Annotated in this window: 13 protein-coding genes; 11 read left to right on the plus strand and 2 right to left on the minus strand. The window is 69.1% G+C overall.

The features are described from left to right. Nucleotides 1-39: 39 nt before the first annotated feature. The 11 genes from ACODTB_RS04570 (at nucleotide 40) to ACODTB_RS04620 (ending at nucleotide 10,859) form a co-directional block, all read left to right on the plus strand. Nucleotides 40-780: an SURF1 family protein gene (locus ACODTB_RS04570; protein WP_291121570.1), complete on the plus strand. Its 741-nt coding sequence runs from the start codon at nucleotides 40-42 to the stop codon at nucleotides 778-780. Next, complete coding sequence (locus ACODTB_RS04575; protein ID WP_291121568.1) at nucleotides 761-1,441, plus strand: SCO family protein; 681 nt, start codon at nucleotides 761-763, stop codon at nucleotides 1,439-1,441. Before ACODTB_RS04570 ends, ACODTB_RS04575 begins: the two co-directional genes overlap by 20 nt. Nucleotide 1,442: 1 nt before the next feature. Further along, on the plus strand, nucleotides 1,443-2,606 hold the full coding sequence (locus ACODTB_RS04580; protein ID WP_291121566.1) for a COX15/CtaA family protein: 1,164 nt from the start codon (nucleotides 1,443-1,445) through the stop codon (nucleotides 2,604-2,606). Then, nucleotides 2,603-3,508, plus strand: coding sequence for a heme o synthase (gene cyoE, locus ACODTB_RS04585; RefSeq protein ID WP_291121565.1), 906 nt, complete (start codon nucleotides 2,603-2,605; stop codon nucleotides 3,506-3,508). The genes ACODTB_RS04580 and cyoE overlap by 4 nt, the downstream gene beginning before the upstream one ends. Nucleotides 3,509-3,518: 10 nt before the next feature. Continuing rightward, nucleotides 3,519-4,115, plus strand: coding sequence for an SCO family protein (locus tag ACODTB_RS04590; RefSeq protein ID WP_291121564.1), 597 nt, complete (start codon nucleotides 3,519-3,521; stop codon nucleotides 4,113-4,115). Nucleotides 4,116-4,202: 87 nt separating this feature from the next. Further along, a complete protein-coding gene (locus ACODTB_RS04595) occupies nucleotides 4,203-4,862 on the plus strand; it encodes a response regulator transcription factor (RefSeq protein WP_291121563.1) in 660 nt (219 codons plus the stop codon). 61 nt (nucleotides 4,863-4,923) lie between these two features. Then, nucleotides 4,924-6,273 (plus strand): ATP-binding protein, encoded by a 1,350-nt coding sequence (locus tag ACODTB_RS04600; RefSeq protein WP_291121562.1) that lies wholly within the window; start codon nucleotides 4,924-4,926, stop codon nucleotides 6,271-6,273. A gap of 56 nt (nucleotides 6,274-6,329) precedes the next feature. Then, entirely contained in the window at nucleotides 6,330-7,805 is a 1,476-nt protein-coding gene (locus ACODTB_RS04605; protein ID WP_291121561.1) for a DegQ family serine endoprotease, read from the plus strand. 152 nt (nucleotides 7,806-7,957) lie between these two features. Then, nucleotides 7,958-8,500 (plus strand): TRAP transporter small permease, encoded by a 543-nt coding sequence (locus ACODTB_RS04610; protein ID WP_291121559.1) that lies wholly within the window; start codon nucleotides 7,958-7,960, stop codon nucleotides 8,498-8,500. Continuing rightward, nucleotides 8,497-9,795, plus strand: a complete 1,299-nt coding sequence (locus ACODTB_RS04615) for a TRAP transporter large permease (protein ID WP_291121558.1) — start codon at nucleotides 8,497-8,499, stop codon at nucleotides 9,793-9,795. The genes ACODTB_RS04610 and ACODTB_RS04615 overlap by 4 nt, the downstream gene beginning before the upstream one ends. A 29-nt stretch (nucleotides 9,796-9,824) precedes the next feature. Beyond that, entirely contained in the window at nucleotides 9,825-10,859 is a 1,035-nt protein-coding gene (locus tag ACODTB_RS04620) for a DctP family TRAP transporter solute-binding subunit (RefSeq protein WP_291121557.1), read from the plus strand. 116 nt (nucleotides 10,860-10,975) lie between these two features. On the opposite strand, the gene ACODTB_RS04625 is transcribed toward ACODTB_RS04620, so the two are convergent. Both ACODTB_RS04625 and ACODTB_RS04630 read right to left on the minus strand, forming a co-directional pair. After that, on the minus strand, nucleotides 10,976-11,956 hold the full coding sequence (locus tag ACODTB_RS04625; protein ID WP_291121556.1) for a Bug family tripartite tricarboxylate transporter substrate binding protein: 981 nt from the start codon (nucleotides 11,954-11,956) through the stop codon (nucleotides 10,976-10,978). 127 nt (nucleotides 11,957-12,083) lie between these two features. Then, nucleotides 12,084-13,115, minus strand: a complete 1,032-nt coding sequence (locus tag ACODTB_RS04630) for a CDP-6-deoxy-delta-3,4-glucoseen reductase (protein WP_291121555.1) — start codon at nucleotides 13,113-13,115, stop codon at nucleotides 12,084-12,086. Nucleotides 13,116-13,160 lie beyond the last annotated feature (45 nt).

The raw sequence follows: 13,160 nt of genomic DNA on the forward strand, positions 1-13,160 counted from the left end.
CATTATCCGTGCCCGTGCCCAGGCCAGGGTGGCTTGACCATGCAGCGCTCCACCTGGCGTTTCTGGATCGTGACCGCCGCGACCGCGCTCACCATGGCGGCCACCGCCTCGCTGGGCCTGTGGCAGCTCGATCGCGCGGAACAGAAACTGGCCTTGCAGGCGCAGATCAACGAGCGCGGCGAGCTGTCGGCCTGGGACACGCAAGAACTTCTGGGCGCCACCGATGCCACGGCCGGCGTGCACCGGCCCGTGCGCCTGAGCGGCACCTGGGTGCCCGGGCGCACCGTGTTCCTGGACAACCGGCAGATGAACACGCGGGTGGGCTTCTTCGTGGTGACGCCGCTGCGGCTCGAGGGCAGCGAGCGCGTGGTGCTGGTGCAGCGCGGCTGGGTGCCGCGCGATTTCACCGACCGCAACCGCGTGCCCGAGGTCCCCACCCCGGCGGGCCTGGTGCGGCTGGAAGGCCGATTGGCCCCCCCGCCCGGCAAGCTATACGAGCTCGGCGCGGCGGGTACGGGGGTGATCCGGCAAAATATCGACCTTGCGGCGTTCGCGCAGGAAACCGGGCTGCCCTTGCTGGCGGTGTCCGTGCTGCAGACCGATGCCGCCGCCGATGGCCTGCTGCGCGAGTGGCCGCGCGTCGCGATCGACGTGCAGAAGCACCACGGCTATGCCTTCCAGTGGTTCGCCCTGTGTGCCCTCGCGGGCTTTCTCTATCTCTGGTTCCAAATCCTCTCCCCCCGCCGAAAGCGCAGATCCCATGGCACAGACGCCCGATGAACCCCTGACCCTGACCGTGCACAGCCTGCCGCAACTGGACCAGGCCAGCGCGGACGCAGCGGCCAGCACGCGCAAGGGCCGCTGGAAGATGCTGGGCCTGATGCTGGTGTGCGCCGCGCCGGTCATCGCTTCGTATTTCATGTACTACGTGGTGCGCCCCGAAGGCCGGCAGAACTACGGCGAGCTGATCGACCCTCAGCGCCCGCTGCCAGCCTGGACCGGCACCGACGCACAAGGCCGCGCCGTGCCCATGAGCAGCCTCAAGGACCAATGGCTGCTCGTGAGCGTGGCCGACAGCGCCTGCAACGAAGCCTGCGTCGAGCATCTGTACCTGCAGCGCCAGCTGCGCGAAACCCTGGGCCGCGAGAAAGACCGGCTGGACTGGGTCTGGCTGCGCACCGGCGATGCCGAGCTGTCCGAACCGCTGCAGAAGGCCACGGCCGCCGCCGTGGTGCTGAAGGTGGATGCGCAGGCCGTGGCCGGCTGGCTGCAGCCGGCGCCCGGCCAGAAGATCGAGGACCACCTCTATGTGGTCGATCCGCTGGGCCACTGGATGATGCGTTTCCCCGCCAAGCTCGATGCCAAGCAGGCCAAGCGCGATCTGGACCGACTGTTGCGCGCCTCTTCGTCCTGGGACAAGGAAGGTCGCCACGCGAACTGACATGGACGCCCAACCCCTGTACGACCTCGCGCCGGTGGCGCGCCTGATGCTCCTGGGCGTGGTGATCGCGCTCGGGCCGCTGGCCTGGGTGTGGCTGCGCAACCGCCACGCGCCGCCCGCGCACCGCTTGCGGGTGCTCACGCTCATCACGCTGTTTCTCACCTTCGATCTGGTGCTGTTCGGTGCCTTCACGCGCCTCACCGACTCCGGCCTGGGTTGTCCCGACTGGCCGGGCTGCTACGGCAGCGTGAGCCCGGTGGGCGCGAGCACCTCGATCGCGGCAGCGCAGGAAGCCATGCCGCACGGCCCGGTCACCTTCTCCAAGGCCTGGATCGAGATGATCCACCGCTACCTCGCCACCGCCGTGGGCGTGCTGATCCTGGTGCTGTCCATGGTCAGCTGGGTCGAGCGCCGGCGCCTGAGCGTGTCCTACGTGTGGCCGCTGGTCACGCTGGTGTGGGTCTGCCTGCAGGGCGCGTTCGGCGCGCTGACCGTGACCATGAAGCTGTTCCCCGCCATCGTCACGCTGCACCTGCTCGGCGGCCTGGGCCTGCTCGCGCTGTTGCGCGCGCAGTCGGTGGGCTACGCGCTGGCCGAGCCGGGCCACGCCGGGCCCGTGCCGCTGCCGGGCCGCCTGCGCTGGGCGTTGGGCGCGGTGTTCGTGCTGCTGTGGCTGCAGATCGCGCTCGGTGGCTGGGTCAGCACCAACTACGCCGTGCTGGTGTGCGGCGAGTTCCCCACCTGCCAGGGCAGCTGGTGGCCGGCGATGAACTTCCGCGAGGGCTTCACGCTCTGGCGCGAGCTGGGCCAGAACCACACCGGCGAACTCATCACCTTCCCCGCGCTGACCGCCATCCACTACGTGCACCGCCTCATGGCCTACCTGGTGCTGGCCGCCATGCTCTGGCTGGGCTGGCGCCTGTGGTCGGTGGACGGCATGCGCCCCTCCGCGCGCGCGCTGCTCCTGCTGGCCGCCTGGCAGTTCGCCAGTGGCCTGACCAACGTGGTGCTCGACTGGCCGCTGCTGGCCGCCGTGGGCCACACGGGCGGCGCGGCCGCGCTGGTCGTCGTGCTCACCGGCGCGCTTTGCGGCACGCGCCGCGCCAGCCAGCGCGATGCCGCTTCGTCCTCCACTTCCCTGCACCTGTCCACACCGATCCGATGAGCACCGCGCCCACCCCTCCTGTTGCCGCCGCGCTGCCCTCGGTCTGGCGCCAGTACCACGCGCTGACCAAGCCGCGCGTGATCCAGCTCATCGTGTTCTGCGCGCTCATCGGCATGGTGCTGGCTGTGCCCGGCGCTCCCACCTGGGCACAGGTGCAGCTTGCGGCCATTGCCTGCTTCGGTATCTGGCTCGTCGCTGGCGCAGCCGCGGCCTTCAACTGCGTGGTCGAACAGCAGATCGACGCCAAGATGAAGCGCACCGCCTGGCGGCCCACCGCCAAGGGCCAGCTCACCAATGGCAAGACGCTCACGTTCTCAGCCGTGCTCTGCGCCGCCGGGTCGACCGTGCTGTACCTCTGGGTCAACCCGCTCACCATGTGGCTCACCTTCGCCACCTTCGTGGGTTACGCGGTGGTCTACACCGTGATCCTCAAGCCGCTCACGCCGCAGAACATCGTGATCGGCGGCGCCTCGGGCGCCATGCCGCCGGTGCTGGGCTGGGCTGCGATGACGGGCGTGGTGTCGCCCGAAGCGCTGATCCTCTTTCTCATCATCTTCCTCTGGACGCCGCCGCACTTCTGGGCGCTGGCCCTGTACCGGGTGGAGGACTACCGCAAGTCCGGCCTGCCCATGCTGCCGGTCACGCACGGCTCCGAGTTCACGCGCCTGCAGATCCTGCTCTATACCTTCGTGCTGTTCGCCGCCTGCCTGATGCCCTTCGTGATGCGCATGAGCGGCTGGTTCTATCTCGTGGTCGCGGTGGCGCTGAGCATCGGTTTCTGCGCCTATGCCTTCGCGCTCTGGCGCAACTACTCCGATGCGCTCGCGCGCAAGACCTTCCGTTTCTCCCTGATTCATCTCGCAGCGCTGTTCGCCGCGCTGTTGATCGATCACTATGTCTGAGTCCCGAGCCATGAACCGTCGACAACTCCTAGCCCTGAGCCTGGGCACCGCGGCCTTGACCGCCTGCACCGACAAGGCCGACGCTCCGGCTTCATTCACCGGCATCGACATCACCGGTGCCGACTACGCCACCGGCTTCTCGCTCACCGACCACAACGGCCAGCCGCGCACCCTGGCCGATTTCAAGGGCAAGGCGGTCGTGATCTTCTTCGGATTCACCCAGTGCCCCGACGTCTGCCCCACCTCCATGACCGAGCTGGCCGAGGCCAAGCGCCTGCTCGGTGCCGATGGCGATCGCCTGCAGGGCCTGTTCGTCAGCGTGGACCCGGAGCGCGACACGCCCGAGGTGATGAAGCAGTACGTGGCCAGCTTCGACCCGAGCTTCCTCGCCCTCTACGCGGCCCCCGGCGAACTGCCCGCGCTGGCCAAGAGCTACAAGATCTACTACAAGAAGGTCGAAGGCCCCACGCCCACGAGCTACACCATGGACCACTCGGCCGGCAGCTACGTGTACGACCCGCAGGGCCGCATCCGCCTGTACAACCGCTACGGCAGCGGCGCGGTCGCGCTGGCGGGCGACCTGAAGAAGTTGCTCGCGGGCGCCTAAGATCGGCCTAAGCCAAGCCCCGCACCATGGATGCGGGGCGCCCCGCCGGGGTGTTCGACAACCCACGGACCTGGAGAGTGCATTGCCATGAGGCTGTTGCTGGTCGAAGACGACACCATGATTGGCGAAGCGGTGCTGGACCTGCTGCGGGCGGAGCACTACGCGGTCGACTGGGTGCGCGACGGCGAAATGGCCGCCACGGCGGCGCAGGCCGAGAGTTACGACCTCATCCTGCTTGACCTCGGCCTGCCGCGGCGCGACGGCCTGGAGGTGCTGCGCGAACTGCGGGCCCGCAAGAACCGCGTGCCGGTGCTCATCGCCACCGCGCGCGATTCGGTGCAGCAACGCGTGCAGGGCCTGGACGCCGGTGCCGACGACTACATCCTCAAGCCCTACGACCTCGACGAGCTGCTCGCGCGCATCCGCGCGCTGCTGCGCCGCGCCTCGGGGCGGGCCGAGCCGGTCTATGAGCACCTGGGCGTGAGCATCAACACCGCCACGCGCGAGGTGACGGCGCAGGGCGAGCCGGTGGTGCTCTCGGCGCGCGAATGGGCCGTGCTCGAACCGCTGATCGCGCGGCCGGGCCGGGTGCTCTCGCGCGCGCAACTCGAAGAAAAGCTCTACGGCTGGAAGGACGATGTGAGCAGCAACGCGGTGGAGGTCTACATCCACGGGGTGCGCAAGAAGCTCGGTGCCGGCCTGATCCAGAACGTGCGCGGCGTGGGCTACATGGTGCCCAAGGCATGAGCGCTGCGCCGGGCCGCTCCCAAGCAAGCTCGCACCGCAGCCCGAAGGGCGGAGGTACTCCATGAACCTTCCGCGCCTGGCCACACATTCGCTGCGTGCGCGCCTGATCGGCCTGCTGCTGCTGGCCATCGTGCTTGCGGCGGGCCTGCAGGTGGCGGTGGTCTACCGCCAGGCGCGCGCTGAGGCCGACGGCATCTTCGACTACCACATGGAGCAGATGGCGCAGGCCTTGCGCGCCGGTGTGATGCCCCCGGGTCTGCCCGCGCCGCCGGGCGACGAGCCACCGTTGCCGGCAGAGGCATTCGACTTTTTCGTGCAGGTCTGGACGCAGGAAGGCCTGCGTGTGTTCCAGTCCGGCACGGGCGCGGCCCTGCCGCAGCGCGCGGTGCTGGGCTTCTCCAACATCGAGGTCGATGGCAAGCCTTACCGCGTGTACTCCATGCAGTCGCGCACGCAGGTGGTCCAGGTGGCGCAGGACCTGCGGCCGCGCCAGACCATGGCGCGCGCGCTGGCCTGGCGCACCGTGCTGCCCATCGCCTGGATGGCGCCGCTGCTGATGCTGGTGGCCTGGGCGGTGGTGAGCGCCTCGCTCGCGCCCGTGGCGCGGGTGCGGCGCCAGGTGGCCGCGCGCGAGGCCGATGAGCTGGCCGAGGTGAGCGAAGCCGGCCTGCCCGACGAGATCCGCCCGCTGGTGCACGAGCTCAACCTGCTGTTTGGCCGCGTGCGCCAGGCCTTCGACGCGCAGAAGAATTTCGTCGCCGAGGCCGCGCACGAGTTGCGCTCGCCGCTGGCCGCGCTGCGCCTGCAGGTGCAGGGCCTGCAGCGCGCGCCCGACGACACCACGCGCCAACTGGCGACGGAGCGCCTGCTGGCCGGCATCGACCGCGCCACGCGGCTGGTGGAGCAGCTGCTGGTGCTCGCGCGCCAGCAGGCCCAGCCCTCCAGCGGTGAGCCGGCGCAGCCCGTGTCGCTGGCCGAACTCGCGGCCCAGGTGGTGGCCGACGCGGCGCCGCTGGCGGCCACGCGCCGCATCGACCTGGGCCTGAGCGAGGCCGACAGAGGGCAGGTGAGCGGCCACGCCGAGCCCCTGCGCATCCTGCTGGGCAACCTGGTGGACAACGCGCTGAAGTACACGCCCGAAGGCGGCACGGTGGACGTGGCGGTGCGGCGCGACCAAGGCCAGCTGGTGCTGATGGTGGAAGACAGCGGCCCTGGCATCCCCGAGGCCGACCGCGCGCGCGTGCTCGACCGCTTCTACCGCGTGCCGGGCTCGGCCGCCACCGGCAGTGGGCTGGGGCTGGCGATCGCGAACGCCATCGCGCAACTGCACGGCACCGCGCTGGCGTTGGACCGCTCGCCCCGCCTCGGTGGCCTGCGCATCGCGGTGCGGCTGCCTTTAAGAACCGTCTAACTCTGAGGGCCCATATTCAAGGACATGTTCAACCTGTCCTTGCTGAAGGAGCTCTCATGAAAACCTTGTCTCTCACCGCGACGCGCCTGGTGCTGTCCCTGGCGGCCGCGGGCATCGTCGGCGGCGCCAGCGTGGGCCTGGTCTCCGGTACCCATGCCACGGCAGCCACGCCGGTCGCCACCCAGTCCGCGCCCATGGTGACAGCCGCTGCAGTGCCCGACTTCTCGCAGATCGCGCAGCGCCATGGCGCGGCCGTGGTCAACATCAGCGTGATCGGCAAGGCCGGGCCCGAAGACGGCCAGCAGGCGCAGAACCGCCTGCCGCCCGGCATCGACCCCAACGACCCGTTCTTCGAATTCTTCAAGCGCTTCCAGGGCCCGGGCCAGGGCGGCGCGCCCGAAGCGCCCTCGCGCGGCCAGGGCTCGGGCTTCATCATCAGCGCCGACGGCCTGGTGCTGACCAACGCCCACGTGGTGCGCAACGCGCAGCGCGTCACCGTCAAGCTCACCGACCGCCGCGAGTTCGTGGCCAAGGTGCTGGGCTCGGACCCCAAGACCGACGTGGCCGTGCTGCGCATTGACGCCAAGGACCTGCCCGTGGTGCCGCTGGGCAGCACCAAGGACCTGAAGGTGGGCGAGTGGGTGCTGGCCATCGGCGCGCCGTTCGGCTTCGAGAACAGCGTGACCGCCGGCGTGGTCAGCGCCAAGGGCCGTTCGCTGCCCGACGACAGCTTCGTGCCCTTCATCCAGACCGATGTGGCCGTGAACCCGGGCAACTCCGGTGGCCCGCTGTTCAATGCGCGCGGCGAGGTGGTGGGCATCAACTCGCAGATCTACAGCCACACCGGCGGTTACCAGGGCCTGTCGTTCGCGATCCCCATGGAGACCGCGCTCAAGGTCAAGGACCAGATCGTGGCGCACGGCAAGGCCAGCCACGCGCGCCTGGGCGTCTCGGTGCAGGAGGTGAACCAGACCCTGGCCGAGTCCTTCCAGCTCGACAAGCCCGAGGGCGCGCTGGTCTCCAGCGTGGAGCCGGGCAGCCCGGCCGCCAAGGCCGGCCTGCAAGTGGGCGACGTGATCCGCCAGATGGAAGGCCAGCCCATCGTGAGCTCGGGCGACCTGCCGGCCCTGATCGGCCAGGCGCTGCCCGGCGAAAAGGTGAAGCTGGACGTGTGGCGCCAGGGCAAGGCGGTGAGCTTGACGGCGCAACTCGGCGATGCCGCCGCCAAGGCGGTGAAGACCGCCGGCGATGAGAAGGCGGCCGACCAGGGCCGCCTGGGCCTGGCCCTGCGCCCGCTGGCACCGCAGGAGAAGCGCGAGGCGGGGGTGGACGGCGGCCTGGTGGTCGAGGACGCCAAGGGGCCGGCAGCGCTGGCCGGTGTGCAGCCCGGCGACGTGCTGCTCGCGGTCAATGGCGCCAAGGTGCAGAGTGTGGAGCAGGTGCGTGCCCTGCTGGGCAAATCCACCAAGTCGCTGGCACTGCTGATCCAGCGCGACGGCAGCCAGATCTTCGTGCCCGTGCCGCTGGGCTGAGTGTTTCATCTTTGATAGCAACGGCACCTTCGGGTGCCGTTTTTCATGGGGATGTGGCACCCGCAGGACAGGGGCCAAAAGGGGAAAACGTCTATGATCCCTGGCTCTTTCGCCGTGGCCGCCGGCCCGCCGGCCCGCCGTTTCCACATCCCATGTCCGCACCTACCGAACCCTCACGCGACGCGCGCGCCGATGCCGCCACGCCCGACAACCCGGACGATGAAAACACCCGGGTGCCGCTGCGCATCGAGGACTGGCTGACCGTTCTCTCGATGGCGCTGCTGGCCCTGATCACCTTCGGCAATGTGATCGCGCGCTACTTCACCGACCAGTCCTTCGCCTGGACCGAAGAGTTCTCGATCTTCCTGATGATCGTGCTCACGCTCGTGGCGAGTTCGGCCGCCGTGGCGCGGCATCGCCACATTCGCATCGAGTTCTTCGCCGACGCCGGCTCTGCGCGCCGCCGCCATCTTCTCGCCCTGTGGGGCGCGATGGCCATGGTGCTGCTGTTCCTGCTGATGGCGGGCCTGAGCGTGCGCATGGTCTGGGACCACTACATCTACGAGGAAGTCTCGCCGGGCCTGGGTCTGCCGCAGTGGTGGTACTCGATGTGGCTGCCCATCCTCTCGCTGGCGATCGCACTGCGCGCGCTGGGCCGCTTCAACCGCCTGCGCCGCGCCGGAGAGCAGCCATGATCGCCGCGCTGCTCTTCCTGCTCTTCCTCGGCGCCATGTTCGCCGGCGTGCCCATCGCCGCCGCGCTGGGTCTGGCCGGCGCGGCCGCCATCGCCATGGCCGACGTCAACACCCAGTGGTTCGGCCTGCTGGCGGTGCCGCAGAACTTCTACGCCGGCCTGGGCAAGTACCCGCTGCTGGCCATTCCCATGTTCGTGCTGGTCGGCTCCATCTTCGACCGTTCCGGCGTGGCGTTGCGGCTGGTGAACTTCGCGGTGGCCATCGTCGGGCGCGGCCCGGGCATGCTGCCGCTGGTGGCCATCGTCGTGGCCATGTTCCTCGGCGGCATCTCGGGCTCGGGCCCGGCCAACGCAGCGGCGGTGGGCGGTGTGATGATCGCGGCCATGGCGCGCGCGGGCTACCCGGGCTCGTTCTCGGCCAGCGTGGTTGGCGCGGCCGCGGCGACCGACATCCTGATCCCGCCTTCGGTGGCCTTCATCATCTACTCGGTGCTGGTGCCCGGTGCCTCGGTGCCCGCGCTGTTCGCTGCCGGCATGGTGCCCGGCGTGCTGGCCGGCATCGCGCTGATCGTGCCGGCCGTGTGGCTGGCCCGCAAGCACAAGATGGGTGCACTCGAAGCCGCGATGCCGCGCCCGCCGTTCTGGAAGAGTCTGCGCGAGGCCCTGTGGGGCCTGGCCGCGCCGGTGCTGATCCTGGGCGGCATGCGCGCGGGCTGGTTCACGCCGACCGAAGCGGCCGTGGTCGCGGTGTTCTACGGCCTGTTCGTGGGCATGGTGATCCACCGCACGATCACCGTGCGCGACCTGTTCCCCATCCTGCGCGAAGCGGGGGAGCTCTCCGGCATCATCCTGCTGGTGGTCTCGCTGGCGGGCATCTTCGCGTTCTCGCTGTCCACCCTGGGCGTGATCGACCCGGTGGCCAACGCCATCGTGAACTCGGGCCTGGGCGAGTACGGTGTGCTCTCGCTGCTGATCCTGTTGCTCATCACCGTGGGCATGTTCCTCGACGGCATCTCGATCTTCCTGATCTTCGTGCCGCTGCTCATGCCCATCATGGAGCACTACCAGTGGGACCCGGTGTGGTTCGGCGTGATCCTTACGCTCAAGGTCGCGCTGGGCCAGTTCACGCCGCCGCTGGCGGTGAACCTCATGGTCTCGTGCCGCATCGCCGGCGTGCGCATGGAGTCCACCATCCGCTGGGTCGGGCCCATGCTGCTGGCCATGTTCCTCGTCATGGTGCTGGTGATCGCCTTCCCGCAGCTCGCGCTGTGGTTGCCCGCCCGACTGGGTTATTGATTTTCGATTCAACCAAGGAGACAAACCTCATGAAACTGCGCACCTTCCTGACCACCGCCCTGGCCGCCGCCGCGCTGGCCGTGACCACCAACGGCTTTGCCCAGAGCACCAGCGCCTACAAGGCCGAGTACCGCATGTCGCTGGTGCTGGGCACGGCCTTCCCCTGGGGCAAGAGCGGTGAGATCTGGGCCAACCTCGTGCGCGAGCGCACGCAGGGCCGCATCAACATCAAGCTCTACCCCGGCGTGTCGCTGCTGCAGGGCGACCAGACGCGCGAGTTCAGCGGCCTGCGCCAGGGCGTGATCGACCTCGCCGTGGGTTCGACCATCAACTGGTCGCCCCAGGTGCGCCAGCTCAACCTGTTCTCCATGCCCTTCCTGATGCCCGACTTCGCGGCCATCGACGCACTGACCACCGGTGAAGTGGGCACGCAGCTGTTCAAGGACATCGAAAAGGCCGGTGCCGTGCCGCTGGCCTGGGGCGAGAACGGCTACCGCGAGATCTCCAACTCCAAGCACGCCATCAAGACCCCGGCCGACCTCAAGGGCCTGAAGATCCGCGTGGTGGGTTCGCCGCTGTTCCTGGACACCTTCACTGCGCTGGGCGCCAACCCCACGCAGATGAGCTGGGCCGATGCCCAGCCGGCCATGGCCAGCCGCGCCGTGGACGGCCAGGAGAACCCGCTCTCGGTGTTCCTCGCCGCCAAGCTGCCCACCGTGGAACAGAAGCACCTGACGCTGTGGGGCTACGTGGCCGACCCGCTGATCTTCGTGGTGAACAAGGACATCTGGGCCAGCTGGACCGAGGCCGACCGCGCCATCGTCAAGCAGGCCGCGATCGATGCCGGCAAGGAAGGCAAGGCCCTGGCGCGCAAGGGCCTGGTCGAGCCGGGCAAGCCGCTGATCAAGCAGCTCAGCGACATGGGCGTGACCGTGACCGAGCTGACGCCGGAACAGCGCGCCGAGTTCGTCAAGGTGACGCGCCCGGTCTACGACAAGTGGAAGAACCAGATCGGTGCCGATCTGGTGACCAAGGCCGAGAAGGCCGTGGCTGCAAGAAAGTAAACACCCCCGCCGCGCTTCGCGCGACCCCCTCGAGGGGGCGATACCAGCGGCCCGGCAGAGCCGGTTCCGCGGTATCTCTGGAAAAGCCACCTCGCTCGTGCGAAGGTGGCTTTTTCTTAGTCCACTTGAGCGCCGCTGAGTTTGACCATGCGCTCGTACTTCGTGCGCTCGCGCTTCATGAAGTCGTCGAACTGCTCGGGCGTGCTGGGCGCGGGCTCGGCCAGCAGCTGGGCAAAGCGGGTCTTCACCTCGGCCGAATTCAGCGCGGCGTTGAACGCGGTGTTGAGCTTGCGCACCGTGTCGGCCGGCGTGCCGGCCGGGGCGATCAGGCCCCACCAGGTGTCGATCTCGAAGCCGGGCAGGGTGGCGGCCACGGTCGGTACATCGGGCATCACGCTGCTGCGCTGCGCGGTGGTCACGGCCAGGGCCTTGAGCTTGCCGGAGCGGATGTTGGCCGCGGCCGTGGCGAGGTTGTCGATGTTGAAGTCGACCTGGCCCGACAGCAGGCCCAGCTGCGCCGGGTTGCCGCCGTTGTAGGGAATGTGGACGGCGAAGAAGCCGGCCTGGTTCTTCAGCAGCTCGCCCGCGAGGTGGCCGGCGCTGCCGTTGCCGCCCGAGCCGTAGTTGAGCTTGCCGGGGTTGGCCTTGCCGTAGGCGATGAGGTCGGCCACGGTGCGGATGTTCAGGCGCGTGGCAGTCTCGGCGTTCATCACCAGCACGTTGGGCACGCGCAGCATCTGCGTGATGGCGGCAAAGTCCTTGGCGGGGTCGTAGGGCAGCTGCTTGAACAGCCAGGGGTTGATGCCGTGCGAGGCCGTGGTGGCAATGCCCAGCGTGAGGCCGTCGGCTGGTGCCTTGGCCACCGCGCTCACGCCGATGTTGCCGCCGGCACCGGGCCGGTTCTCCACGATCACCGTGCCCAGCGAGCCCTTCACCGCCTCGGCCAGGATGCGCGCCGTCACGTCGATCGGGCCGCCCGCCGCGAAGGGCACCACGATGCGCGTGGTGTTGGCGGCCTGCGCCGAGGCGAACCCCGGCAGGGCGAGGCTGGCCGAGGCCAGGGCGGAGCGGGTGATCAGTTGGCGGCGGTTCAGCATGGTTGTCTCCTTGTGAGTGAAAGGGTACGCAGTCAGAAGCGCCGCGGAACCGGCTCTGCCGGGCCGCTGGCGCTGCCCCCTGGAGGGGGGATGCGGCTACACGCAGTGAGCAAGCGACGGGGGTGGGTCACAGTTTGTCGGCGGCGCTGGTGAACGAATCGGCGAAGAAGGCCTCGTCGGGCAAACCTGCCTTGGCGACGTAGTCGCGGTGGGCCGATTCGACCACGATGGGCGCGCCACAGGCGTACACCTCGTGGCCCGAGAGGTCGGGGAAGTCCTGCAGCACGGCCTGGTGGACGAAGCCGGTGCGGCCGGTCCAGGCGTCTTCCGGCAGGGCGTCGGACACCACCGGCACGTAGCGCAGGTTCGGCATCTCGGCCAGGCGGGCCTCGATCCAGGCGCTCTGGTACAGGTCGGCCGGGCGGCGGCCGCCCCAGTACAGCGTGGCGGGCCGCGTGATGCCCTTGAACTGCATGTGCTCGATCACCGACTTGATCGGCGCGAAGCCGGTGCCCGAGGCGAGGAACACGATGGGCTTGTCGCTGTCCTCGCGCAGGAAGAAGCTGCCATAAGGCCCTTCGATGCGCAGGATGTCCTTTTCCTTCATGGCGCCGAACACGTGGTCGGTGAACTTGCCGCCCGGCATGTGGCGCAGGTGCAGTTCCAGTGCGGGCGCCGTGGCCTGCGTGTGCGGCGCGTTGGCCATGGAGTAGCTGCGGCGGTCGCCGTCGCGCAGCAGGAACTCGACGTACTGGCCCGCGTGGTACTGGAAGGCGTCGCTCGCCGGCAACTGCAGGCGAAGCACGATCACGTCGTGCGAGGCGCGCTCCAGCGTGCTCACGCGCACCGGCATCTTCTTGATCGGAAAGGCGCCGGCCTCGGTGACCTGGCGCGATTCGAGGACCACGTCGCTGTGGGCCACGCCGCAGCAGGTGAGCACGTAGCCGGCGGCTTCCTCGTCGGCGCTCAGCGCCTTGGGCTGGTGGTGGCCGTGTGTCACGCTGCCCGAGATCAGCTTGCACTTGCAGGAGCCGCAGGCGCCGTCCTTGCAGCCGTAGGGCAGGCCGATGCCCTGGCGGATGCCGGCGGCGAGCATGGACTCGTCGGGCTCGGCGGTGAAGGTGCGCCCACTGGGCTCGACGGTGATGTTGAATGTCATACTGGCACGTGTTGAAACGGGAAAGGCCGACGGGGGCGACCCCCC

This window comes from Hydrogenophaga sp. FG152 (assembly GCF_057809615.1).